This is a genomic window from Paenibacillus lignilyticus (assembly GCF_017942085.1).
GTDB lineage: Bacteria > Bacillota > Bacilli > Paenibacillales > Paenibacillaceae > Paenibacillus_Z > Paenibacillus_Z lignilyticus.
The window spans coordinates 43,725-70,187 of record NZ_JAGKSP010000005.1; the positions used below are offsets into that span (position 1 = coordinate 43,725).

Consider the following 26,463-nt stretch of genomic DNA (forward strand, 5'->3'; position numbering starts at 1 on the left):
CTCCCGCCTATTTTTAAATGTCCAAAAACAGTAGAAATCTTCATTTCACCAAACTGCCTCGAAGCGCTATACTTTTATTTGTCGAAGAAAGCGTTTTCAATCTTAGCCAACGAAGATACATAGTTTATTAAGTCAGAAGAGGCAGGTGGATTCAAAGGTAGGATGGCTGCTGATTTCAAGCCTGCGGTTTGAGGGGGTTGAGATACAATCTTGAGTGAGGAAAGGGTGTAATTGATGAGGAGAAGGTTCATCTCGTATCTTCTGATTGCGGCTTTGCTGCTGACCGGTTATGTTACGGCGGCCCCGCAGAAGGTATCCGCAGCAGGCAACACGTACTATGTCGATGGCGTAAACGGCAGCGACACAACCGGTACAGGCAGTACGGGCAGTCCGTGGAAAACAATCAGCAAAGCGGCAAGCATCATGACAGCGGGCGACACAGCCAAAATTCGTACCGGCGTATATCGCGAAACGGTAAAACCGACGAATTCCGGCACGCCGGGCAATGAGATTACGTTTCAGCCGGATACCGGCGCAGATGTTACGATCAGCGGCGCGAATCTCGTAACGGGCTCATGGTCGGTTCACTCCGGCAGTATCTACAAGGCGAGCGCAACCTTGCCGATGGGCGACTACCTGGATTCCGTCTATGTCGATGGCATTGCCAACAATTTGGCCCGATCCCCGAATACAGCCGTCGGTAATCTCTACGATCCGGCCCTCTATCAGTACAACAACACTTCAAACCGCGGACTGCTTGTCGATTCCGCCAATCTGACACAGGCTGCCGGCTATTGGGATAATGCTTCCGTCTTCGTGGAGGATTCCGGCGAATGGAACTTCAGTAACGCGCTGGCAACCACGTATACCCCCGGCAATTTGAATCTCAAAACCTCGCAAAATGCATACAGCCTTAAATTTTCCACCTACGATAACACGCTCAAACTGCTTGGCGTAGGCGGGGCCGTGTTAGGCTCTTACAATGTGACCATCGCGCAAAACACGACTTACAATCTGAAGGTCACGACTTCGGGCAGCACCATTAATGTCTATCTGAACAATGGAGCCTCACCTGTCATTACGGCGACCGATACGAATCTGAAAGAAGGCAGCTTCGGATTAGGCGTGGAATCGAACAGTTCTGCGACTGCGGCGAAGGCGGAGTTCACGAACGTGAACGCAACCATTGCGAGTCAGGATCCGAATCAAGCGACCGGCCGGGAGGCGGCTTCTTTCACCAGTAACATCAAAGGCTGGTACGCACCGGAAGCGTCCGGGTACTGGAAACCAAGCGGAGCGACCTTGCTCGGCTATACCCAGCCTCAAACTTCAGGAACAACGGCATGGTATGAGTCGACGACGACCGCCAAAGATTTCACATACTCGGCCGATGTGAAGCTGACAAGCGCAGGTACGGCATATCTCGTGTTCCGCAAAGAAATGCCTCCGGGCAGCGTCATCGATCTATCGAACTGGGGGTATGGAGCGGCGGAATATTTTATTATGGGCAAGCTTGCCGCGCTCGATTATCCGGGGGAATGGTATTACGACAAAACAGCCGGGCAGCTGTACTTGCGCACTACGGCAAGCAATAGCCCGGCATCCCATACGGTTGAGTATAAAGCGAGGAACTTGGCTTTTGACTTGTCCGGCAAATCCAATATCGTCATCAAGAACGTGAAGCTGTTCGCAGCGGCCATTGATACCACCGACGGTTCGAACAATGTCATCGACGGCATCAATGCCAAATACGTATCGGAGTTCAACCGCGCCATCACCTACTCGGCAGGGGTGTGTCTGTGCGGAACGAACAATACGCTGAAGAACAGTGAGCTGCAATATTCATCAGGTGCGATCGTGACCATAGAAGGCGATAATAACAAGCTCATTAATAACTCGATCCATGACGGCACGTATGGGCCGATCGTCTTCAACTCCGTCGTCGATATTACCGGCAGAGGCCATCTGATCAGCCATAATACGGTTTATAATTCAGGAAGATCGCTTATTGGCGGTGAATTCTTCGCGACGGTCATCCAATATAACGATTTCCATCATGGGAATTATTTTGCCAAGGATACCGGGATGTTGTATACGGCCCATAATGATCTGGGGAACTCCGAGATTCATCACAACTTCTGGCATGATTCCGTCAGCCGTGCGAATGCGGATGCCAATGGATCAGGCGGTTGGACCGGCGGGATCTACTTGGATGAATCATCGGCGAATGCCTTGGTGTACAAGAACGTAACGTGGAATTTGTCCTGGGTTGGCGTTATCGTCAATCATCTCTCTGACTATGTCATGGTCTATAACAACACGACGCATAACTTCTCCGGTATCCGGATTTCAGAACCGACTTATGGCATTGATGCTTACAAGGATCGGATTGCCAACAACATAGCGCTGCAAGAGTTCGGCACGGGCGCTTCCGCCATCGGCGCGGTTTTCAGCAACAATATGACTTCCGGTTCCCCGCTATACGTGAATACTGCGACGAATGATTTCCAGCTGCAGTCCGGTTCTGGAGCCAAGGATATCGGATTGCCGATCAGAGGAATTACGGATGGATTTACCGGTACCGCACCGGATGCGGGGGCATATGAATACGGCGGCGCGAGCTGGACGGCAGGCCATAATTTCGCCAGCCCGCCAAGTCCTGCTTATCAGCTGGTTGATACCGATTATAAGAATTTGGTGGTGAACGGCAGCCTGGATATGAACCGGATGCGGCATGCGGCCATGGATAGTTTATATGGCTGGACCAAGACCAATTCACAGACGGCGCAGCCTGCCTATGACTACGCAGGAGGCAAGGTGTCGAGCAGGTTCACTTACGAGACCGGCGCGAGCCTGGGCTCTGGGGCAGACGGAATCGAGCAGACGATCACGGGTTTGACGCCTAATACGACCTATGAGCTTTCCGGTTATTTGCGGGCCGGCTCCTCCGGGCAAACGGTCCGGCTTGGCGTTAAAAATTATGGCGGCAGCGACACTTACCAAGAGAACACCACAACGTCATGGGTGAATAAGACGTTCACCTTTACAACCGGAGCCGCGAATACGAGTGCGACGATTTACGGGCTGAAACCGACGACCGGCGGTTATGCTTTCGTCGACGACGTTATGATGTCCGCGACGACGGCATTATCGGGCAGTGACACGACTGCTCCAAGTGCGCCAACAAGCCTCGCCGTAGCTTCTGTAACGGATACAACCGCATCGCTGACGTGGACGGCATCGACGGATAACGTCGGTGTAACGGGCTATATCGTTTACCGAAACGGTGTACAGGTGGGTACGCCAACCGGAACCGGCTTCACGGATACGGGATTGACGGCAAGCACGACCTATACGTATACGGTAAAAGCAACCGATGCCGCGACCAATCTATCAGCGGCCAGCAGCTCGGTTAACGCAACTACGAGTGCCGGTTCGAGCGGCTATTCGGAGAACTTCGAAAGCACGACAATCGGGCAGATGCCCGCCGGCTGGACAGTCAACACGGCAGGCGGTGCTGTGTCCGTGCAACAAGTCGCTGATGGCGCCAACACGACGAATCGCGCACTGACTTTAACGCAATCGTCAGCTAACTATGGCGTTGCGGATGTCAGCGCGACGAAGTCGTTCAGCGCAGCAACGGGGTCGGTCACAATCGACATGCGGATGAAGGCGAATCAGACGAGCGCGCTCACCGCAAGCCCAGTCTTGTCGAACAGCAGCGGTACTCCGATCGTGCAGCTCGGCTTCCGTGACAACGGAAAATTTGCCTACGTTAGCTCGAGCATGGCATGGACGGACACGACGATGACGTATGCTGCGAATCAATGGTACGACGTTCATATTGTTGTAAATCTGACGGCTGGAACGTTTAGCGTGACGATCAATGGTACAGCTGTGTTAACGAATGTGCCTGTTATGGCCTCATCCAGCAATCTGTCGCAAATAAATTTCTCATCGAACATGTGGTACACGGGTATCGCTTCTTACGACAACATTCAAGTCGGTACCGGGGATACGCAAGCGCCGACGGCACCAACAGGGCTGACGGCAGCTTCGGTGACGGCTTCAACCGCATCGTTAACCTGGACGGCGTCGACCGATAATGTAGGCGTGACCGGATACAAGGTTTACCGCAATGGAACCGAAGTCGGCACTGCTTCAGGTACCGGCTTTACGGACAGCGGATTGACGGCGAATACTACGTACGCGTATACGGTCAAAGCGTATGATGCCGCAACGAATCTGTCGGCTCCGAGCGGTTCGGTTAATGCCAAAACAAATATCTTCGCAGAGCTGTTTGATACGACAACGATCGGGCAAATGCCTGCCGGCTGGACGGTTGGCACTTCCGGAGGCGGAGCATCGGTACAGCAAGTTGCCGATGGAGCCAACACGACGAATCGTGCATTGACCTTGACGCAATCCAACTACGGAATCGCTGACGTCAGCGCCGTTAAGTCGTTCACATCCGCTTCGGGAACGGTAACGATCGATACGCGGATGAAAGCGAATCAAACGAACGCGCTTATCGCCGGCCCTGTGCTGCTAAACAGCAGCGGAACACCGATCGTGCAGTTCGCCTTCCGGGAGAACGGGAAATTCGGCTATGTCAGCTCAAGCATCGCATGGACGGATACGTCAATGTCGTATGCGGCGAACCAATGGTACGATGTCCGTCTCGTTGTGAATTTGACGGCAGGAACGTTTAATCTATCGATTAACGGGACGTCCGTATTAACGAATGTACCTGTCATGGCCTCAGCGACCAGCGTTTCACAGATTTCGTATGTCACCAACATGTGGTACTCCGGCGTGGCTTCATTCGATAAAATTCAGATCTCGCAGTAACGGCAGGCGGGAAACGGTTGGTGCATTCGTGCACCAACCGTTTTTTCTGTTTACCCAGTGCGGATTTCGTCCAAAAATCGTAGATAACTTCATATTTGGTCCAGCTTCCGGCTCGTATACTCGAAAGTGTGAGAGTGGGATTCCATGACTATTGAAGATAGAGGTGTAAGGATGAAGCTGACGTATGACGGCAAATCATTTATGAAGGACGGCGAGCGGATCTGGATTATAGGCGGTGAGATTCATTATTTCCGTCATCCGCGCAAGGAATGGAGAGAGGTGCTGCTCCGGGCTAAACGTGCCGGTTTGAATACGATTTGCACGTATGTGGCCTGGAATTTTCATGAGTTGAAGGAAGGTCAGGTCGATTTCGCGGGCGATAAGGATCTTGCAGCCTACATCGACCTCATCGGGGAACTGGGCATGTATGCGATGCTGCGGCCCGGCCCTTATATTTGCAGTGAATGGGATGGCGGCGGAATACCGGCCTGGCTGTGCGCGAATCCGGTTCTCCGTTTCCGTGAAGACGATCCGGTCTACATGGCTGCCGTGGAAAGCTGGTTCGATCAGCTCATTCCGATCATTAGCGAACGCCAGATTACGCGAGGCGGACCTGTTATCACGATTCAGAACGAGAATGAGTATCCGGGCGGCTGGGATGAATCCATGCGCCGTTATCTCTATAAAATCAATGAAATTTATTATGGACATGGCATCAATATTCCGATTCTGGCTTGTAATGTCCATGGCGCTACCCCAACGACCGTTAAGATCAACGATTCCACGGACGCTGCTGATCAGCTTATCGATGAGAGCATGATTCTGACCTACAACCATCATGTTGAGGTTGAGCCTGTATACGATCTTAAGAGTAAGCAGCCTAACGCGCCGTTGATTACGACAGAATTCTGGTGCGGAGCGCCGATCTATTGGGGCAATCAAGTCAGCGACTGGCCGAACCGGCTCGATCTGGCGCGGGCGGTCTACGAGTATACGTCATCTGCCACGCAGGTTTGTTATTACATGTTCGAGGGCGGAACGAACTTCGGGTTCTGGGGCGGCAACAACATCGCTACCTCGTATGCCTCCGGCTACCCTGTCGGTGAAGGCGGGAAGCTGACGGACAAATATTATGCGGTGCGGCCGGCGAATTTGTTTATCTCGCATTTCAGCGATTATATCATGGACAGCACAGAGCTTCAGGATCGCGGTGGCCTGACATGCGAGGAAGGCGTGCGGCTGATTGTCCGTGAGAGCGACAGAGGTTCGCTTGCCTATGTGTCCACAGCTGATGCGAAGCGGGAACTACCGATCACGACCAAAAACGGCAAGCAGCTGACGGTTCATCTGGGCGAGGTAGCCGCCGCGGTTATTCCGGTGGAGCTGCAGCTGTTTGGTGCTTCGGCCGGCAATGGCGTGACGGTCAATTACAGCAGCCTATGCCTGCTGGCTTGCCATGAAGCGAAGAAAGCTCTTCTCTTATACGGTCCTGCCGGAACGGACGGCGTGATTAGTGTAAACGGGCTGGAGTACGATCTGTCCGTTAAGCGGAGGAAAGTACTGCACACGGTTATCGATGGCATTAATGTGATCGTTGTTGATGAAGAGTTGGCCAGTAGATGCTGGATCGTCGAAGAGCAGATCGTTTTTGGCCCTGATTACGTGGCTGAGCTGCTGAGTGATGGTGCACTTGATATCCGGGTAAGCGCTGGGACGCCTGATGTGGTTTATCTGGATGCAGCCGGTCTTCCGGTCAGTCACTCCTTTACGCATAAGGCGTTGCAAATTACCTTGCCAGAGCTTGATTCATGGAAAATAGCTCCTTGTCCGGAGATTCATGCCGGAGTAGACTCAGCATCAGCTGGTTGGACCGCACTCGATAAGCCTCATTCCCATGAGGATTTAGGTGTCGTTCAAGGGTATCTCTGGTACAGTGCGGAGCTGGAATGGGACAAAGACGGCGTTGAGACGATGCTGCTAAGTCATACGCCAACCCGAGCAACGGTGTATGTGAATGGACAATTATGCGGCATTCATGCAGAGCGCCGATCCGTTCGCATGAGAGACGAATACGGGCATCCTGCGGATTGGGCGTTCGAGGAAATTACGGTAACGCTGAAGAAGGGCACGAACCGCTTCGTCTTCTTATCCGACGATCTCGGTCACAATTACGATGTACCGATTGCTGTCGGCATTCAAGGACCGGTAGTCGTCGGTTCGCGCAGGATTCAGATCGAGACATTCCGCGAAGCGAGCCCGCAGCCAATGTCCGCGCAAGCATTTCACTTTCTATATAACCGCTTCTACCGCGAACTAGAGCCGCTTCCGGCGATCGAATTCGATCTATCGCTGCAAGCGGATCAACAAGCCTTCATTATGATTCATGGCGTGAAGGCATGGGTGACGGTGAATGGGGAAGAGGTGCTTCCATTATCGTATCCGGATTCGCCATGGACGATGTTCTCCCAAATCAAGCGGTGGATCACTTGGCAGCTTCCCGTGCCGACTGCCGATGGCGAGAAACTCCAGGTGAGGATTCATTATGCTGAGAACGTACCGGATGCCGTGAAGGAGAACTTGGCTGTCTATGTGGCACAGCAATCCGGCGAACTGAGAAATTGGGCGTGGAAGCCTTGGGATGAAAGCGGCGATTTCTCTGCTTCGCAGCTCATGAACGGTCAAGCCAAGGAAGAAGAAGGGCTTGTCGTACTGCTGCCGGTCGGAAACCGAGTGGCTCGGAAAGGCAGATCATTGAAACCAGCCTATCTGCAGACCCATTTCAAGCTGCCGGATGGTGATCGACCTGTTTACCTCCAGATCGGAGAGCTGCAAAAAGGTCAAATTTTCTTGAACGGACATAATGCCGGCCGCATGTGGGCTTATGGCGGTACGCAGGATCGTTATTATTTACCGAGGAGCTGGATGAAGGCGGATAATGAGCTGGTGATCTTCGAGGAACTCGGTTTAAACCCCCAGAACACTTCGTTGGTGGTTGGCGATGCCGGTGACTGGAGCAGCGTGCAGCTGAAATTCGAGCAGAAGGAAGCTCATAAGGGGTGACTGGGGAGTGACGACGAAGACGATGGACTCCATTTATGTGGCGCCTAATGGGCTGGATTCCAATCCAGGCACGGAAGAGCTGCCGGTTGGGACGTTAGATGAAGCGCTGAGTCGCACAAGAGCGATGAAGTCCGAAGCTGCTGCTGCGAAGCGAATTATCGTTCGCGGGGGACACTATTACGATGTCAGCTTGACGCTCAATAAGGAAGATGCGGGACTTCAAATTGTAGCCTATCCGCAAGAGAAGCCGATTCTGTTCGGAGGTGCTCCCGTCACATCCTGGCAGCGAGATGGGGATTGGCTTACGACACCGATTGCCGGCGTGTATGATCGGGAGCTGGATTTTCGCCTCATTGAAGTGGATGGGACGTTCCGACAGCGCTCGCGACTGCCGGAGCAGGGAGCATTCCGTCACTTGAATGAGTTTAAGGTAGAGTGGCTGTCGACCTTCGCCGGCGGTTGGAAGCGACCGCCCACAGATGAAGAAATGATGGCATTGCGCGTGAAGAGAGAGGATGTCTCGGACTGGCTCGACATTCGCAATGCGGAGCTGACCATTTATCATGAATGGGATGAATCGCTTGTAGGTGTTGCCGGTATACGGTCAGATAATGAAGAAGCCGACATTCGCTTCTTAGAAGCGCCGGGACATCCGCCTGGCGCGTTCTATGAACGCAATGCCAACGCAAGAACCTATGTGGTTTGGAATGTACGCGAGGGCTTGAAGCAACCGGGACAATGGTACTTGGACCGATCGAATGAGAAGCTGGTCTACTGGCCGCTGCCCGGCGAGGAGATGGATCGCATTCAGCTGATTGTCCCTTCGAAGGAGCATATCCTCTGTTTGGAGCCGGGCACTCGTGATGTTCGATTCGAAGGTCTAACCTTCGCTTGTGCGGCAACGCCGCTCACTGCAGGAGGCTTTGGGGCGATCGCCGTGAGCGCCGCCATCCACGGCGAAGACGTGCAGAAGATCGTATTTGATCGCGTAACCGTCCGGAATACGGGCGGGTGGGCGTTTAATCTGAGCGGTAAAGAGATTCATCTGCATGAGTGCCATATCCATCATACCGGAGCGGGCGGCATTAGGTGGAAAGGCGAGGAGGTTCGACTGGAGCGATCGCGCATCCATGATATTGGGCTGACGTATCAGAGCTCCATCGCCGTCAACAGCGATGGAACGAATCATACCCTCGTTCATAACGAGATCTATAATACGCCGTACAGCGGGATTGCCAGCAGCAGCCCGAATACGGTCATCAGCGGCAACCTGCTGTATAACACGATGCAATTTATGAAAGACGGCTCCGCGATCTATGTCTGCTGGTATAGCGACAATGTGACGGTGAGCGGTAATGCGGTTTTTGCCGCCTACAACGCATCGGAGAAAATTCGCCGATATGCGTACTACTTAGATGAGAAATGTACGAATTGTTCCGTACAGGATAATTTGGCCGTTAATCTCGGCGTTCCCATGCTCAGTCATATGACGCGCGATTGCAGCTTCGAGAACAATGTTTTTATGGATCAAGGGCTGCAGGTGGTTTCGGTGTTGAATTCCTCCGGAACGCGGTTTGAACGCAATATTCTCCTTGCGGATGCGATTGAAATTCATACACCGCAGGGGAATCCGGAAGGTCTGATATCGGAGGAATATGACTCGCATCCTTACATGAGCACGTTCTCCGCGTCCGATGGGATCGTTTCCTTCCGGAACAACATGTTGTTTAGTCGGAAGCAATCGAGACGCTTCAAGCGGTTTTTTCATTATAAAGCGATCCATGAATATGAGCTGCAAGAGTTGGAAGGGAATGTGTTTGCTGCCCCCATCCTAACAGGAGCTGCTGAAGGGGACTATTCGTTCGACGCGGATTCTCTGGCTTGGTCACGCGGAATCCGCCCGTTATCGTTCGATACTGTAGGCTGTACCGGACGATTTGCTGAGGTATACGAGCAATTCAATGGCAATTTAATGAAGAGAACATAATGAGAGGACGAATGGAGATGGCAAGCATGACTACGAACACCGGCGCAAGCACCAGCCCCGTGGCACCGCATATGAAATGGTTTATGGACGATCGGTTCGGCATGTTTATCCACTGGGGACTCTACGCGATTCCGGCGCGGGGGGAATGGGTACGCAGCCTGGAGAAGCTGTCTGTCGCGGATTATGAGCCATTCTTTGAAGAATTTAACCCCATTAAATACAAGCCGAAGGAATGGGCCAAAGCTGCTAAGGCTGCGGGCATGAAGTATGCGGTGATGACGGCAAAGCACCATGACGGCTTCTGTTTGTTCGACAGTAAGCTGACGGACTATAAAGCTACCAATACGCCTGCAGGCAGAGATCTGATCCGCGAATATATTGAAGCATTCCGCTCGGAAGGACTTCGCGTAGGACTCTATTATTCCATTATCGATTGGCATCATGAAGACTATCCGCATTTCGGGGACAAAATTCATCCGATGCGTGATAACGAAGACTATCGGAATCATCAGATTGAATTCGACCGCTATCTGACGTACATGCACGGGCAAGTGAAGGAATTGCTTACGAATTACGGGACGATCGATGTGATGTGGTTCGACTTCTCCTATGATGACATGACGGGGGAGAAATGGAAGGCTACCGAGCTTGTGCGGATGATGCGCGGCTTGCAGCCGGACATCGTCATTGATAACCGGCTTGGCGGCGATAAGAAATCGGCCGAACCCGAAGTGTACGCCGGCGACTTTATGAGTCCCGAGCAGCTGCTTCCGCCGGAAGGAGTCGTGAATGAAGCCGGAGAACCGCTTCCTTGGGAGGCTTGTATTACGCTGAACGATCATTGGGGTTATTGCGCGGGAGACAACAACTATAAGTCGCCGAAGACCGTCATTCGCGGGCTGGTCGAATGTGTAAGTAAAGGCGGAAACCTGCTTCTGAACGTCGGTCCGAACGCGAAAGGCGAAATCCCGCGGCAATCCCTCGAGATCCTCGCCGAAGTCGGCCAATGGATGGATGACAACGGCAGCAGCCTGTACGGCTGTGGACCAGCCAAGCTGGAAAAGCCGGAGTGGGGCCGGTACACGCAAAATGGCAACTATTTGTACGCCCATATTTACGATCGAGGCATGGGGCCGATTAACTTCCGCGGATTGAATGGCAAAATCAAGCGTGCACGCCTGCTCGCAGACGGCACGGAAATCAAAGTGGAAACGCCATGGAATGCTTGGGAATATCCGCATGATGCTTTTATCAGCTTCAGCGGTGCCTCGCTCCCGGATGAAGTAAATACGGTCGTAGAGCTGGAATTATCGGAGAACGCATTAGATAATTAATTGCATGAATTGTTTTGGAGAAGAGCAGATTTACGGTTGGAGAATCGGCATGAGCAATCCGTGCCGGCGCTTTTATCGTAATGCTGTTCTTCTTTTTCATAGTGGGGTGGGGTGTTATGAGTCGTCGGCGCATTGGCGGGAACGACCGGCTTATTCTATTACGGGGCGGTAAAGCATCGCGGAAATGTCAATGAAGGGTTACCGATGCTTGGAACTCCAAACCTGTAAAAGGATTTGTCTATGTGGCGGTAGATGATCAAGGCATGCGGCGGATCATGTCACCTGCCTACTCGCACCTCGGCTGTACAATTGAGCCGGCTACTGCTGCGCAGATTAATGCGGCGAAGGACAAATCGACTTATTTTCATTGTCCGTGCCATGGCGCACAATTTGATCGGGTCGGGAATGCCACCTATGTCGTGACAAGAGGCCTTGATTTATACGAACCGATTGTCTCCGGCGGCAACGTATACATGGATATTATGAAACCAATTGTACGGCAAGAGGGTCAGCGAACTTAACCTAATCGTTCGCTGCAGTGTTGCATGTTGCAGTTCTCCTCTACAATCAGGTAGGATCTAATAGAAGTAAAAGCTGCTTTCTAGGTAGAGCGCTATGTGATGCAGGAGGAATTCGTTATGACAATTAATGAAGGATATATTGAAGTACCCGGCGGGAAAGTCTGGTATGTGCAAGTAGGCGATTCGGGGAAAACGCCGCTTATCGTCCTGCATGGCGGGCCTGGTAATGTGCACGATCCCTTAATGTCGGCGTTAGGCGCGTTAGCGGATGAGCGGCCGGTTATTTTCTATGATCAGTTAGGCTCCGGCAATTCCGATCGGCCTGAGGACCCGTCATTATGGCATACCGAACGGTTCGTGGAGGAGCTTGCTTGCATTCGCGAAGCGCTCCATCTGGATGACGTGCATGTACTTGGGCATTCATGGGGGACGATGCTGGCATCCTCTTATTTCATCCAACGGAAACCGAAAGGGATCCGAAGCTTGATATTGTCCAGTCCATGCTTGAGCGCGCTTCGTTGGAAACAAGATGCGGACCGTCTGCTTGCACGGCTGCCGGAAGAGATGCAGCAAGCTATTGCACAGCATGAGGAAGAAGGGACAACGGACTCCGAGGCCTATGGGGAAGCCATTAAAGCTTATTACAATCGACATGTGTGCAGACTTGATCCTTGGCCGGCTATTATGGCGGAGAGCAGACCGAAGGGGAACAAAGAGGTTTATCTGTCCATGTGGGGACCGTCGGAATTTTGTCCGACCGGCAGCTTGAAGACCTACGATGTCACGGGGCAGCTGCATGAAATCGACGCACCGACATTGTTCCTATGCGGCCGATATGATGAAGCGACTCCGGAGGCGACACGGTATTATCAATCTCTCGTCCCCGGAGCCAAGCTGCATGTATTCGAGGAGAGCTCGCATATGGGCTATCTGGAAGAAACGGATGCGTATTTGCACGTAGTTCGTCAGTTTATACGCGAGGCAGAGGATGAGGAAGGCAATCATGATTATTAATGAAACGGAGCGTCCGCTGACTCGCACATCTATCGCACAAGCTTTGAGACATATAGGTGTTCAAGAGGGAATGACCTTACTCGTCCACTCTTCGCTTAAATCGTTCAACCGATGGATTGTCGGCGGCGCCGAAGCCGTCGTACTGGGACTTGAAGATGCCCTTGGCGAAGACGGTACACTGGTTATGCCGACACACAGCAGCGATTTATCCGAACCGTCGGTATGGGCGAATCCTCCGGTGCCGCAGGATTGGTGGCAGACGATTCGGGATGAGACGCCTGCGTTCTCGCCGGATCTTACGGTAACGCGGGGGATGGGGCAGCTGGTGGAATGCTTCCGCAAACAAAATGGAACGCTGCGAAGCGGGCATCCGCAGGTTTCGTTCGCGGCTCGCGGACCGAAGGCCGCGTTTATTACAGCCGGCCATTCGCTGGCCTTCGGCCTTGGCGAGCAATCTCCGCTTGCCAAACTATACGAATGCGGGGCTTATGTCCTCTTGCTTGGCGTAGGTCATGGCAACAATACTTCACTTCATCTGGCCGAGTATCGGACAAGCTATCCGGGCAAGAGCGAGATTACACAAGGAGCGCCGATCGCCATGGATGGCGTCAGAGAATGGGTAACGTTCACGGATATTAACATTAATTCGGATGACTTCGCTGAGCTTGGTGCAGCGTTCGATGCACATGCCGGCGCCTCTATGAAGTCGGGCTTTCTGGGAGATGCAGAGGTGAAGCTTATGCCGCAGCGAGAGCTTGTTGATTTCGGTATAAGCCGGCTTGCTAGCTTCCGCAAACAGTAACCAAGTCTAAGAGGATAAAAACCGCAGTAACCCCCTATCCATAAGTGGATAGGGGGTTTTCTTGCATGCGAAATCAGCTTATTTTAACGTTCCCGTTCTATTTTTAGATGTCAGGTTTTCTAGTATTTCATTTATATTACAGATGCTTGCAGCGGACTTTCTTCTCTTGATTCCACGCATATTTTCAAATATTACTAAGTAAAAATGAGTATCGCAATTATTACGAGCGAGCACATTTCGTGTGAAAAGGAAGTGTAGCCATGAGGAGTTATCAGTGGATCAAGTGGCGCAAATTCCTCATAAGGCTCACCGCCATCGTCATCATTGGCGTGTTGGTGTGGACAGGGGGGCCCCAGGTTTGGGGAATTACGCTCAGCATTGTCAGTCTCTTATTCCAGCTTGTATTTGCCATGATGTTCATGATTGTGCAATTCGCGGCCCTGTTCTGGTTTCTCGCAAGGGGGCGAACGTATTGGATTCTGCCCGGTGAGACCGGCGCCACCTGGGATGATTACAGGGGGAATCCTGAAATCGTCGAGAACGCGAAGCGGATTGTGATCCTGCTCAAAGGGGTCAAAGAGTTCAAGGAGATGGGAGGCGAAGCGATCCGGGGGTTTCTGCTGTGCGGTCCTCCGGGTACAGGTAAATCCTACTTGGCCCAGGTTATTGCGAATGAAGCCCAGGTTCCTTTCGCTTACGCGTCGGCGCCTAGCTTCCAGAACATGTTCTTTGGGGTCGGGAATCTGAAGGTCATGCGGATTTATAAGAAAGCCCGGAAGCTTGCCAAAATGTATGGCGCTTGTATCATCTTCATCGACGAAATCGATGCCATCGGCATGAAACGCCAATCCGGCGCAGGCGCCATGGGCGGGATGATGGGGATGGGCGGCGGTTCAGGGCTGCTGAACGAGCTGCTCCTGCAAATGGATCCACCGAACATCGATAACGGCAGAATCGCCAAAACACTCCGCATGCTCGGACTGCGCCGTAAGAAAGCAGAACGTCCGGCCGTGCTAACGGTAGCCGCTACGAACTTGCCGGATGTGCTCGACTCCGCATTGCTGAGGCCGGGTCGGTTCGACAGACAACTATGGATCGATACGCCGGATTATGACGGCCGTGTGGACGTCTTCCAATACTATCTCAAGAAAGTAAAGCATGATTCTTCCCTGACGCCGGAGAAGGCTGCACTGGATACGATCGGCTATAGCCCGGCTCAAATTAAACATATCGTCAATGAATCGGTCGTTATCGCCCACCAACGGGGCGTATTTGTCGCCGAATATCCGGACTTCCGCGTTGCCATGGAGACCTATGAGTGGGGGCTGAAGCAGCCGCTGCGTTCGATGCGTCCCGACGAGAAGCGAAACGTGGCTTACCATGAGGCAGGTCATGCGGTTGCCCAGTATTTGCTAAAGCCTCATGATCGGGTATGGAAAGTAACGATCGTTCGGCGCGGGAATGCGCTCGGGCTTGCCGCCACCAAGCCGACGCATGAGCGGTATAACCGCAGCGACAGCGAGATTTTGGCCAGTATTCAGGTTTGTTTGGCAGCTAGGGCGGTTGAAGAGCTGTTCTTAGGCAAGAAGTTAAACGGCGTAACCTCCGATTTGCAGCAGGCAACCAATATGGCCGGCGCGTATTTGGGTGCGGTTGGTATGGGCGATGAGCTGTTCAGCTTCCTGGCTGTCGGTTCGCAAGCGGATGCGCTCCGATCATTGCGGCCGAAGATTAACGAGCTGCTCAAGGATATGATGAATCAGGTGAAGAAGCTCGTATCGGATCATACCGAATTTGTGCATGCGATCGCGGAAGATCTGCTGAACCAAGATGACTTGACCGGCGAGGAGATTGAGCAAATTTACATCAGGCTGTATGGTCAGAACAGACCGGATCCTTCACTCATCCGGACGACCATATTCGATCAACCGTCGAAGAATAAGGAAGCGGAGGCACCCGAGGAGACCGAAGAAGAGGTTGTCGAGGAAGAGAAAGAAGTGACGGATGAGGACGACGATACGGAGAAACCGGAAGAGTCCTAAGAGCGCAGCAAATACGCGATGCGATCAAGCGTGTAAACCCAAACAAGCAACGGCTGCGCAGAAGCAGCCGTTGCTTGTTTGGTGTCGGATAGTAAGGAAAGAGAAGAGGAAACGACAAAGGAAAAGTAAGATCCAAGCACGAATGTAAGTAGTAGGTAACGCAGGAAAAAAAGTGAAGTGTCCCGACAAGTAGGAAGCAGCGAGCAGTGCCGCAACATTAATGTCGTCAAGGAGGTCAAACATGTTTGTGCGATGGGGTCAACATGACAACGATTTGGAGGCACTTCCGTTTATCCTCGATGAAGTCCGGTACAATTTGCTTCATCGTATTACAGAGATAGAAGATTCCTTATGCATGCGATCCGAGAACGGTCAGCTGTTGTTTGCGCAATCGCCCGGACACAACGGTTGGTTATGGATGTCAAGGTCGCTGGCCGGGGATGAGGAGAAACGGCTGCTTCAAGAGCTGGTCAATCATCTGGAAGGCCGCTCGCTGCCGGGCATTTCCGGTGCTCCGCAGACTGCATATCCGTTTGCCGTGGAATATTCAAGGGCGAACAACTTGCGTCACTCGACTCAGATGACGATGGAGGCTTATCATTGTCCCGAGGTGTACAAGCTGTCGAAAGTGAAAGGGGAAGCGAGTGTCGCGACGATGCAAGATGTCGATGTGGTTGCGCATTATCTGGCCGGATTCTCGGAGGATGCCTATGGAAGGACTGTTGAGCCGGAGAGTCAGCTGGAACCGGCTCGGGGCTTGATCGAGTCAGGCAAGCTGTATTTGTGGCGCGTGGATGGCAAAGCGGTTTCGATGGCGAATATTGCTCATCGTTCGCCGAGACATGGACGTATTAACGCTGTTTTCACGCCGCTGCGGCTGCGGAAGAAAGGGTACGCGAGTGCGGTAGTCGCGGCTGTTTCCGAGCAGCTGTTGGCAGAGAATATAACACCGATGCTGTATGCCGATCTGCGTAATCCCGGAGCTAACAAAGTATATCGCAACATCGGCTTTGTACCTAACGGTCAAATTGCGGATATTGGATTTAGTCCGAATTAAGGTCATTATCCTTCAACGCCTGGGCGAAATAAGCTTTGTTGTACAGTATAGAAGGATGATCGGGCTTATAAGAGTAGGCGATTTCGTTGTGACGGTTGCCATCCTCCAGCAGTCCCAAGCGGTCATAGCACAGACTAAGCTGCAAATGAGGAAGCCACGTACAATACTGGTTCCAATCCTCAACCGTTATTTCTTGATCGGTTATGTTCGCGGCAGCGGTGTAAGCAGCAATGGCCTGCTGCCATTCTTGGCGTTCCACATGTACGGCTCCGAGCCGGCAATAGCAATCGGGGAGCGGCAGTCCGAAATCGAGCGCACGGCGCAGCGACTTTAGCTGGCTGTCTGTATCCCCTAATTTCCCCCAGCATTCTGCCTGGCTCATAGCTGCGTCGACCTGCTGCTCAGGCAGACCGAGCCCTTCTTCCCAATAAGCTTCATATTGCGCGATAGCCAGATCATAGCATACTTGCTGCTGCAGCCATTTCGCATTCCCCAATCGATCCCGCACCGCTTGATAACCATTCGCCTTAAAGGATTCTAATCCGGCTAAGTTAGCTGCTCGATAGATGTGATATGCAGGATAATGAGTATCTACATATAATGCAAAACCGATCGCTGCCGCCCGAATACAGAAATGCCGATCCTCGCCCCAGAAATTGAGATTCGGAATTTTGGCGAATCGAAGTCCGGCTTCAAGAGCGCGTAGACTGATCAACGTGCAAGCGCCTAATCCACCCACCTCATATACCCCGGGTTTCCAAAGCTGCTCCAAAAACCGCTGCGTGCGGGCCGTTATTTCAGTTGGAGACAAATATTCCTCTCGCTTCTTATCGTATAGAATATATTCATCCGACAACCACACCTGAGGAAGCTCCATACCTTCGCGTTCCCACCTCGTCCAGAAAACATTCGAGATCACATCTCGCTCCGCTTGAACAAGCTGTTCCAATGTCCGGGGATGAAGAACCAGATCAGAATCGATGAGGAAAATATAGTCGTATTGTTTCTCGATAGCCTCTCGGATCATATAGTCCTTCATGTCAGCTACCTTCCAAATCAGATCCTCTTTCCAATAATGCGTATTCTCGTCTTTGTGATAAATATGAACGCGGGCATCCGGGAAAGTGACATTCGAGTAACGCAGAAGTTCGGTGTTCCCCTCAGTCTGTTGAAATTGCTGCAAGAGCTGGCTGGAAGCCGGTTCCTGATTATCGTCAATAAACAAATAGCGAACAAGGAAATCGCTCTTCTCCAGCATCGTCAGGGATTGCAGGAAAGGCTCCAATATGGCGTTGACCTGATTGATCGGACTTGCGATCAGCACCTGTTTTTTACTCAACAAAGTCACTCTCCTTAATCCGACCATGACTTCAGCAGAGGTGCCGGGTCGAGAATGGAATCATACTGCTCTTTCCACCCGTATCTTGCATCCGGATCAAGACGCATATATCTGTCGTATTTGTTCTGTCGGTCTTCGGGAGTCGCCCATCCGAAATGCATCAATCTGGCTTCGTGCGCGGCAAAAGGAAATTCGAGGACGGTAAGCGGGAAACGTCCGCAGTGCTGCGGCGTTTCCTTCCATCGATAGATCGCTTCCGGCCGGTATCTAACGAGGAAGGGGCGATAGAAGAGATGGGCCTGCCAATAGCTGTCCTCTCTGTAATGGGTCTCACTCCACATATCGTATAAGCGGAAGGCAAACGTATCGATGGCATGCTGATTAACCAGTGTCGGCACGAAATCGCGCATAGTGGCTTCGAAGATTTCATCGGCGTCCAGATTCAGTATCCATTCCGGATTCGTAGCCGCCGTTTCTTCCCATTGACGCTTGCGAAGCTCAATCTCGTTACTGAATTCCGATCGTTCGTTGATGACGATCTTGACCGGTATGCCCGCCAGCATTTCCTGACAAATCGCCACGGTGTCATCGTCGCTGCAATCATCAATGATCACGGCGGCATCAATAAATTCACGATGATGCAAGAGGGCTCTTCGAAGGTAACGTCCTGCTTCGTTTCGCACTACCATGGAGAGCGTAATCCGCCCATGCCTCTCTGTCACATGTCACTCCACCTTCGCTTAGGACGTATGTCCGAGTTTGTGAACCTCTGCAAAATAATTGCGGTTATACAATAAACTCGGATGTGCCGGGTTATAAGTCAATGCAATTTCATTATGGGTATGCGCGGCTTCGAATTGACCCGTTCTGTCATAACACAAACAAAGCTGCAGATGCGGGTACCACGTTGAGGTTGCGTTGTTCACCATGCCCATTGTAGCCGGCTGGGGCACCTCTGTTGCTTGGCGATACCAGAAAATCGCGGTTTCATAGTGTTTCTCTTCGAAGAAATAAGCCCCAATCGCACAGGACACGTCCGGTCGCGGGCGCTCGTACAGAAGCGCGCGAGTGAGCGAAGAGAACTGCATGTCTTTGTTTGCCAGCCGCCCATAACACTCAGACATCTTGAGACAAGCTTGAATATTGTCTTCGATCCATCCTTGGCCGGAATTGAGCATTTTGTCATAATAAACGACGGCTTGTTCATCCAAACGATGGTCGCGAAGCTCATTGGCGTAGTAATACAAGTCCCGAATGGAGAATTCTTCGCCTGCTTCTTGACGCTTCTGATAGATTTTCAGATTCCGGTCGGTGTATGTTTTCTCCTTCTTATGCGTGACACAAACATCGCTATCCAGTGCCGGCCCCCAAGCATTCAAATACTCGTGAACCGGCCCGATCCACTGAAAGCCGCATGCTCTTCGCACAAGCCGATTGCGTCGCAAGCTGGACGTCACTTTGCCGGCATTATCGAAGCCCAGGTTGTAGGGCATCGTCACGCGATCAATAGCAGCCGTCAGTACCTGCTTCAGCAGCTTGAAGCGCAGCCGATCTTCTTCCTCGATGGTATCATCGGCATCCAGCCATAGGATATAATCCTTCGTTGCATGCTGAAAAGCAAAGTTGCGCGCAGCAGCGAAGTCATCGATCCATTCGAAATCATAGATGTTTTCCGTGAACTTGCGGGCAATTTCCTTCGTGCGGTCAACGGATCCCGTATCGATGATATTGATCTCATCCACCAAATCATGGATAGATAAGAGGCATCGTTCCAGAGCATACTCTTCGTCACGCACAATCATGCATAGGCTTATCGTAACCATTTGTCCCTGCTGCAGCCTCCTTCATTCAGCCCAAAGACAGCTTACATCTCTCTCCGTTATAACTATGCTTTTCTCATGGCAGTTGTTAAGGCGCGAGGGATTATTTGGAAGCTTACTCAACGGGTAATTGCCTTCTTCAGCAACGCGCGGAAACAGCTCAGACCGCCCCATTGCTCGGTGTGCAGGACATTCTCCGGTATGGTCGTATCTACGGCGCCGACAAATTCAAATCCGGATAGCGACATGATCAACTGGAAGTAAGCAAGATTAACGGTAGGGTAATCCAGCGTGATTACGACAGCGCCATCATCTTTCAAGGTGCGATGAAATTCATGCATGGCAAGTAGAGCGTCGGAGGGACTTAAATGCTCCATAACGGAGATGCAAAATATTTTATCGAATAGGCGGTCTCTGTAGGGAAGTTCAGCGAGACTGGCTTGTTGGAGCTGAAGGTTGGAGCGGAATTGCGTGTCGACTTGCTCGGCGGCCGCATCTCCGAAATCGGCACGCACTGCTTCTACGATATTAGTGAAGGAGAGAATTTGCGGATCCCAATCACAGGCATGGGCTTGCTTGCAATGCTGTGCCAAGTAGAACTTAAACGGATGCGAAATGCCGCAGGCGGCATCCAGTACGATGTCTTCCGCTTCGGCAAAAGCAGAACACCACTGATATTCATAAGGTCGGCTCCACCAATAGCTTGGAAGCGGAAAAACGATTTCGCTGGCATACGGATCACTTTCCAGGATGAATCTGGATGTGAGATCAGACGGAGGCAGATGGTTCAAGCGTTCACACTCCTTCTAATACGTTCATTCCTATATTGATGATAGTGTATGAGTAATAGGATTGTTTGTGTTCGGCCGTTTGCGGAGCATTTCGAAAGACTTTCGTAACATTTGGGAAAGGGTCAGGCATGGTTTCTCCGTTACGATTAGAGCAATGAATGAGTGGTGGAGGGAAATCCAATGAACGAACTTATTGTTGAAATCAATAATCTAACGAAGCAAATTCGCGGAAAAACAATTGTGCATCAACTTAGCTTTCATCTCAACCGTGGCGAAGTTTTCGGTTTGCTCGGTCCTAACGGAGCAGGCAAAACGACAACGATTCGTATGATGGTGGGCTTAATTGCGATGAGTGACGGCGATGTCCGAATCGGCGGAAGCAGCATTCGAAGTCAGTTTAAGGATGCGATTCGGCATATCGGTGCGATCGTGGAGAACCCTGAGCTCTATAAGCATCTCACGGGCATGCAAAATTTGAAGCAATACGCCCGCATGGGCGATGGGATTACGCAAAGCCGGATAGAGGAGGTTGTTTCCCTGGTGGGACTCGCTTCCCGCATTCATGACAGAGTGAAAACCAATTCGCTGGGCATGCGCCAACGACTTGGAATTGCGCAAGCATTGCTGCACAAGCCGGCCGTACTCATTCTTGATGAACCGACGAACGGTCTTGATCCAGCCGGTATCCGCGAGATGAGGGGGCTTGTTCGTAAGCTTGCTCATGAAGAGGGCATCGCGGTTATGGTGTCCTCGCATCTGCTGGCGGAGATGGGGCTGTTATGCGATCGATTCGGCGTCATGATGGATGGCCGACTGCGCACGACCTTTGCGCTGGCGGACTTGGCGGGCAACGCGGCGGGAGATAAGGCGACTAAGCTGCCGCAAACATTAGAAGAGAAATACATGCAGCTAACGGAGGGCGACAATCATGCAGCAAGTAGTACGCAAACTGCTCGTTAACGAGCTTCATAAGCTTTACACGCGGATGGGCACAAGGATTATGGTGCTGCTTGTGCCTGTGATGGTAATCGCCGCAGGGCTGCTTTGTTTCTATTCGGGCGAGCAGGAAATTCAAGTGCAGGACGGCTGGGAATTTCTTGATCTGGTCCTAACAGCCGTACCGAACCTTATGAACATAGTGACCTTGTTTACGATTATCGTCGCTGCTGGGATCGTCGCATCTGAATTCTCCGGCGGCACAATCAAGCTGCTGCTGATTCGACCCTATAGTCGATCCCAATTTTTGCTGGCTAAATACACGGCGGTGCTCTTGTTCGGACTTTCGCTTGCGCTGATTATGGTGATCACGGCTTTCATTACCGGCGGCTTCTTGTTCGGTTTCGGTGCCGGTGATGCTGAGAATGTCGTGGCCAACGTGGTGAAAGCGACAGCCTTCGGTGTCATTGGGCTTGTCGTGATGGTGACCTTCGCGTTCATGATCTCATCCGTTCTTCGCTCAGGTGCAGTCGCAATCGGCGTATCGATCTTCTTCCTGCTGAGCGGGCCGCAGCTTGCTTATATGCTGAAATCATTCGCCTGGACCAAATATCTGCTGTTTGCCAATTTGGATTTGTATTCGTATACCGCCGGCAGACCGTTCCTCAGCGATATGACCCTAACCTTCTCGCTTCTTGTTCTGGCAGGCTATATGGCCGTGTTCGGTGTCCTCGCATGGGTTATATTTGCAAAGCGGGATGTAGCGAACTGACGATTCAGCCAAACTGTTCATGGCTTGGCAGAAAACGGTATACTGGTAGCAACTAATAACCAAGGTGGTAGCAGCATGCAAAGTCAACTTTTACTCATTGAGGACGATTACGCGATTGCAGATATGGTTCAGCGCCATTTGGCCAAAGAAGGCTTTGCCATCCGCCATGCGGCAGATGGGGAAGAGGCGCTTCGGCTGCTGGCGAATGAAACGTATCAGCTCATCCTGCTTGATCTGATGCTGCCCGGCGTCGATGGCATGGAGGTGCTGCGCCACGTTCGGGGAAGCAGTACGGTTCCGGTCTTGATCCTCTCTGCCAAAGACAGCGATGTCGATAAGGCGCTTGGCCTGGGGTTTGGAGCGGATGATTATTTGTCCAAGCCGTTCTCGCTCATTGAACTTACAGCCAGAGTTAAAGCCGCTCTGAGACGGGCATCGCAATATGCAGGTGCAGCAGCCGTTGCCGCACCGCAGCAGGTGCTTCGCGTTCATGAGCTAACGCTGCATACCGAGGAGCATTTGGTGACGAAACGCGGCCTGCCGGTTAACCTAACCGCCAAAGAGCTGTTGATTCTGAAACTGTTGATGACCTATCCGAAGCGCGCTTTTTCCAAGGAACAGATTTACCGGGCAGTGTGGAATGATGATTATTTTAACGATGTGAATGCGATTCAGGTTCATATTTCACGCCTTCGGGAGAAGATCGAGGATGAGCCTGCTAGCCCGAAATACATTAAGACCGTATGGGGGATCGGTTACAAAATGGGGGAGTTCCGGCATGATGCTTGATCTCGTTCTGCTTCTTACCGGACTGGTCGTGATTCTGCTTGTGCTTGTTCTCCTATTGATCAAACGCCGAACAGATCTCTCCCGTGATCTTCGTTATGTGCAGCACAAACTAAATGCCATTATGGATCAGGATTCGACGGAGAAGGTGCTTCGGCATACGGAGGGAAAGCGAGTTCAAGAGCTGCTTATTGCCGTGAACCGACTTCTTGATGCCAATCGGAAAACGAAGTCAGACTACATCCGGATGGAAAATGCGCTGAAGAAAATGATCGCCAACATGTCGCATGATCTGAAAACGCCGCTGACGGTAGTTCTCGGACTGACGGAAACGATGACGCAGGGGTCAACAGCGGATGATCCCGCCGAGCAGCGCAGACTCTCTCTTAAGGTACATGAGAAAACGCTCGATATTATCCATTTAACGAATCAATTCTTCGATCTGGCGAGGCTGGAATCCGGTGATCGACCTGTTCCTCTGTCCAAAATCAACCTCAGCGAGTCCTGCCGCAGCAGCATCCTGTTCTATTATGAGGAAATCGAGGCGCAGGGACTGCAAGTGGAGGCTGACATTCCGGAGGAGCCGATCTATGCTTATGGCAATGAAGATGCGATTGGCCGTGTCTTAAATAATTTGTTATCCAATGCCATCCGGTACGGACGTGATGGCGGTGTAGTCGGGATTTCGCTGATAGAGCAAGGGGATCAAGCGTTAATTGAGGTATGGGATCGAGGGAAAGGTATTCGGCGGCAGGATCAAGCCCGTGTATTCGAGCGGCTGTATACGCTGTCGGATTCCAGAAATCAAGCTCACCAGGGCAGCGGGCTTGGGTTAACGATTACGAAACGGCTTGTGGAGCTGATGGAAGCGGAAATTTCGCTCAAGAGCATTCCGGATGAGAAGACGGTATTTACAATTCGGTTCGCGAAAGTCCGTTTCTAACGAGAGAGGGGGGGCGTCTAACATGAGCATTATTTTACAAACGAAACGGCTATCGAAGACCTATAAGAAGAAAGAGGTCATCTCAGGCGTAAACATGAGCGTGCGACAAGGTGAAATCTACGGTTTTCTGGGACCGAACGGGGCAGGCAAAACGTCCGTCATGCGCATGTTGACCGGATTGGTGCAGCCGACAAGCGGCGAAATTGTGCTGTTTGGCGAGAAGCAGAAAGATGGGTCTTACGAGTGGATGAAACGGATGGGAAGCATTATTGAATACCCCATCTTCTATGATCATCTGTCCGCACATGCCAATCTGGAGCTGCATTGCGAGTATATGGGCTATTATGACAAAGCTGCAATCGCAAACGCCTTGTAGCTGACCGGTTTATCTGAGGTGGAGCAGAGAAAGCCGGTCAAACATTTCTCGCTTGGCATGAAGCAGCGGCTTGGCATCGCGCGGGCGATATGTACGAAACCGGAACTGCTCATTCTCGATGAGCCGGTAAACGGCATGGATCCGTCAGGAATCAGAGAACTGCGCGATCTGTTCAGGATGTTAAGCAAAGAGTACGGGATGACGCTGCTGATCTCCAGTCATATTTTGCAGGAAATCGAGCAGCTGGCAGATACGATTGGCGTGATCAATCATGGGCGGCTGATTGAAGAAGTATCCATGGAGCGGGTAAGAGAAAGACAGAGTGAGTACGTGGAAGTAACGGTCACGGACAGCAAACAGGCGGTACTTGTTCTGGAAGACAAGCTTTCCATCGCCAACTATAAAGTGATGGGTCAAGGGGCGATTCGCATCTATGACGCCGGCGTAACGCCTGTGGAGCTGAATCGGCTGCTGGTACAGCATGACATTGGCGTTGAGTCGCTGAACAAGAAGTCGCGTTCGCTGGAAGAGTACTTCCTCGGATTGATCGAAGGAGGCGGCGGGCATGTTATGGAAGCTGATCAAGCTCGAGCTTAAGAAGACGCGATGGCGGGGACTGCTGCTGTCCGCCGTGGTTACCATTCTCATGCTGGTGCTTTGGGTGGTAGGCAGCGATGTGCCTAATAATGATGTCGAGACGTATGATCGCGCATTTCAGAGCATCATGAATTACGTGGGCATTACGTATGTTATCTTCGCATCCGTGTTGATGTCAAGAATGGTCATCGATGAATATCGCAACAAAACGGTGACGATTCTGTTCGTGTATCCGGTGCCTCGCCACATGATCTTCGCGGCAAAATTGATTATTATCGGCGTCTGGACGTTTCTGACGGTCATCATGGGGCATCTCGTCGTTTCCGCTGCGCTGCTGGTTGCCAATTCGCATTATCACTATATTACGGAGCCTTTAACCGGAGATCGGCTCTGGGAAGAAGCGGTGCGGACCATAATCATTGCAGTAACCGCAGCAGGATTGTCTCTCGTTCCGCTGTTCTTCGGGATGCTTCGCAAGACGATGCCTGCGCTGATCATCAGCTCATTCATCATTTCCAATTCGGGGATGGTCGTCATGAACAACGATATCCTGTATCAAAGCCTGCAGAGCATGTCGATACTGGCTTTGGTTAGCGTCGGAGTCGGCTCATTGATGGCTTATCTCGGGGTAAGGCGGAGCGGTGAGCTATAAGGGAGTAAAGAAATGAGATGAGCCGGAGCGAATCGCTCGCATTGGGATCGTTCGTTAAGATGATCCATTAGCGAGCGAGTATCACTCCGGCCCCTGTTGAAGTTATTAGACCGATTTGGTCAGCCAATCCGCGCTGTTGCGGATCAATTGGCGGCTGGCCGGATGCAGGAAGGACGGCTTATGATGTCCGGGCATTAGATAAACCAGCCGGCCTTTGCCGCGGTTATCGGTCCAAGCGGCCGGATAACGTTGACCCTCCAGCACATATTCCATCAACATGTCGACGCTGCCTGACGGATGGAATTCGAACATATACGGTTCTTCTTCAAGGGAGAAAGGCTCTACACCATCTGTAATCGGATGCTCCGCATGGGTGAAGTGGAAATCAAGGGTTTGATAATCCGGATGTCCGGTGAAGCGGGCGCCGATGAGCTCGACACATTCCTCTCGGGATTGAAGCGAAATTCCATTATGAATGACAAGCAAGCTGCCGCCTTGATGTACGTATTGCATCAAAGCCGCGGCTTGTTCCGATTCGATCGGCGAGCTCCAGCAGTCTGTGTAAGAGATAAACAAATCGCACGCATGCAGAATATCCGCATCGAGCGAATTGTAATTATCGGTGTAGCTGATCTCATACTGCTCCTCTCCAAGAATGGCAGAGAGCTCATCTTGAATGTTGCTCAGCGGGTGGTAGGGCGCCCGCGCATTATCGCCAAGCACGAGTACATGCTTCTGTGTCGTCATCGCAATATCCCTCGCTTTCTAGTTCTCACCAAGTTC

General features: G+C 51.8%; 19 protein-coding genes and 1 pseudogene. 15 read left to right on the top strand and 5 right to left on the bottom strand.

Annotation, left to right across the window (positions count from 1 at the left end; genetic code table 11):
- Window positions 1–234: 234 nt before the first annotated feature.
- The 9 genes from I8J30_RS33695 (at window position 235) to I8J30_RS14185 (ending at window position 16,668) form a co-directional block, all read left to right on the top strand.
- Window positions 235–4,851 carry a fibronectin type III domain-containing protein gene (locus I8J30_RS33695; RefSeq protein ID WP_338044872.1) on the top strand — a complete coding sequence of 1,539 codons (4,617 nt, stop codon included), beginning with the start codon at window positions 235–237 and terminating at the stop codon, window positions 4,849–4,851.
- A 144-nt stretch (window positions 4,852–4,995) separates the two neighbouring features.
- Window positions 4,996–7,911, top strand: coding sequence for a beta-galactosidase (locus tag I8J30_RS14150; RefSeq protein WP_210658662.1), 2,916 nt, complete (start codon window positions 4,996–4,998; stop codon window positions 7,909–7,911).
- A 7-nt stretch (window positions 7,912–7,918) separates the two neighbouring features.
- Entirely contained in the window at window positions 7,919–9,898 is a 1,980-nt protein-coding gene (locus I8J30_RS33995) for a right-handed parallel beta-helix repeat-containing protein (RefSeq protein WP_210658664.1), read from the top strand.
- A gap of 17 nt (window positions 9,899–9,915) precedes the next feature.
- Entirely contained in the window at window positions 9,916–11,232 is a 1,317-nt protein-coding gene (locus tag I8J30_RS14160; protein ID WP_420831227.1) for an alpha-L-fucosidase, read from the top strand.
- A gap of 242 nt (window positions 11,233–11,474) precedes the next feature.
- Entirely contained in the window at window positions 11,475–11,753 is a 279-nt protein-coding gene (locus I8J30_RS14165; protein ID WP_210658666.1) for a Rieske 2Fe-2S domain-containing protein, read from the top strand.
- Window positions 11,754–11,870: 117 nt separating this feature from the next.
- The gene (locus tag I8J30_RS14170) at window positions 11,871–12,767 is read left to right on the top strand and encodes a proline iminopeptidase-family hydrolase (RefSeq protein ID WP_210658669.1); all 897 of its coding nucleotides are present in this window, start codon (window positions 11,871–11,873) and stop codon (window positions 12,765–12,767) included.
- Window positions 12,757–13,569 carry an AAC(3) family N-acetyltransferase gene (locus I8J30_RS14175; protein WP_210658672.1) on the top strand — a complete coding sequence of 271 codons (813 nt, stop codon included), beginning with the start codon at window positions 12,757–12,759 and terminating at the stop codon, window positions 13,567–13,569. Before I8J30_RS14170 ends, I8J30_RS14175 begins: the two co-directional genes overlap by 11 nt.
- Before the next feature lie 260 nt (window positions 13,570–13,829).
- The gene (locus I8J30_RS14180) at window positions 13,830–15,611 is read left to right on the top strand and encodes an AAA family ATPase (RefSeq protein WP_210658674.1); all 1,782 of its coding nucleotides are present in this window, start codon (window positions 13,830–13,832) and stop codon (window positions 15,609–15,611) included.
- Between the two features lie 241 nt (window positions 15,612–15,852).
- On the top strand, window positions 15,853–16,668 hold the full coding sequence (locus I8J30_RS14185) for a GNAT family N-acetyltransferase (protein WP_210658676.1): 816 nt from the start codon (window positions 15,853–15,855) through the stop codon (window positions 16,666–16,668).
- Here the strand turns inward: I8J30_RS14185 and I8J30_RS14190 are convergent.
- From I8J30_RS14190 to I8J30_RS14205, 4 genes are all read right to left on the bottom strand, one after another.
- Window positions 16,655–18,007: a glycosyltransferase family 2 protein gene (locus I8J30_RS14190; RefSeq protein WP_210658678.1), complete on the bottom strand. Its 1,353-nt coding sequence runs from the start codon at window positions 18,005–18,007 to the stop codon at window positions 16,655–16,657. The genes I8J30_RS14185 and I8J30_RS14190 overlap by 14 nt on opposite strands.
- 14 nt (window positions 18,008–18,021) lie before the next feature.
- Complete coding sequence (locus tag I8J30_RS14195; protein ID WP_338044862.1) at window positions 18,022–18,729, bottom strand: glycosyltransferase family 2 protein; 708 nt, start codon at window positions 18,727–18,729, stop codon at window positions 18,022–18,024.
- Window positions 18,730–18,747: 18 nt separating this feature from the next.
- Window positions 18,748–19,830, bottom strand: a complete 1,083-nt coding sequence (locus tag I8J30_RS14200) for a tetratricopeptide repeat-containing glycosyltransferase family 2 protein (RefSeq protein ID WP_210658681.1) — start codon at window positions 19,828–19,830, stop codon at window positions 18,748–18,750.
- A 116-nt stretch (window positions 19,831–19,946) separates the two neighbouring features.
- Window positions 19,947–20,618, bottom strand: coding sequence for a class I SAM-dependent methyltransferase (locus I8J30_RS14205; RefSeq protein WP_240548074.1), 672 nt, complete (start codon window positions 20,616–20,618; stop codon window positions 19,947–19,949).
- Window positions 20,619–20,798: 180 nt separating this feature from the next.
- Here I8J30_RS14205 and I8J30_RS14210 point away from each other — a divergent pair, with 180 nt between their 5' ends.
- The 6 genes and pseudogenes from I8J30_RS14210 to I8J30_RS14235 all read left to right on the top strand — a co-directional run bounded on the left by I8J30_RS14210 (window position 20,799) and on the right by I8J30_RS14235 (window position 25,680).
- Window positions 20,799–21,578, top strand: a complete 780-nt coding sequence (locus I8J30_RS14210; protein WP_210658683.1) for an ABC transporter ATP-binding protein — start codon at window positions 20,799–20,801, stop codon at window positions 21,576–21,578.
- On the top strand, window positions 21,547–22,326 hold the full coding sequence (locus tag I8J30_RS14215) for an ABC transporter permease (protein WP_210658686.1): 780 nt from the start codon (window positions 21,547–21,549) through the stop codon (window positions 22,324–22,326). Before I8J30_RS14210 ends, I8J30_RS14215 begins: the two co-directional genes overlap by 32 nt.
- Window positions 22,327–22,401: 75 nt before the next feature.
- Window positions 22,402–23,115, top strand: coding sequence for a response regulator transcription factor (locus tag I8J30_RS14220; protein WP_210658688.1), 714 nt, complete (start codon window positions 22,402–22,404; stop codon window positions 23,113–23,115).
- On the top strand, window positions 23,105–24,055 hold the full coding sequence (locus I8J30_RS14225) for a sensor histidine kinase (RefSeq protein ID WP_240548075.1): 951 nt from the start codon (window positions 23,105–23,107) through the stop codon (window positions 24,053–24,055). Before I8J30_RS14220 ends, I8J30_RS14225 begins: the two co-directional genes overlap by 11 nt.
- Window positions 24,056–24,077: 22 nt before the next feature.
- A pseudogene (locus tag I8J30_RS14230) lies at window positions 24,078–25,028 on the top strand (ATP-binding cassette domain-containing protein).
- The gene (locus I8J30_RS14235; RefSeq protein ID WP_210658690.1) at window positions 24,997–25,680 is read left to right on the top strand and encodes an ABC transporter permease; all 684 of its coding nucleotides are present in this window, start codon (window positions 24,997–24,999) and stop codon (window positions 25,678–25,680) included. The pseudogene I8J30_RS14230 and the gene I8J30_RS14235 overlap by 32 nt, the downstream one beginning before the upstream one ends.
- Before the next feature lie 105 nt (window positions 25,681–25,785).
- On the opposite strand, the gene I8J30_RS14240 is transcribed toward I8J30_RS14235, so the two are convergent.
- Window positions 25,786–26,427 (bottom strand): ThuA domain-containing protein, encoded by a 642-nt coding sequence (locus tag I8J30_RS14240; protein WP_210658692.1) that lies wholly within the window; start codon window positions 26,425–26,427, stop codon window positions 25,786–25,788.
- Window positions 26,428–26,463: the final 36 nt, after the last annotated feature.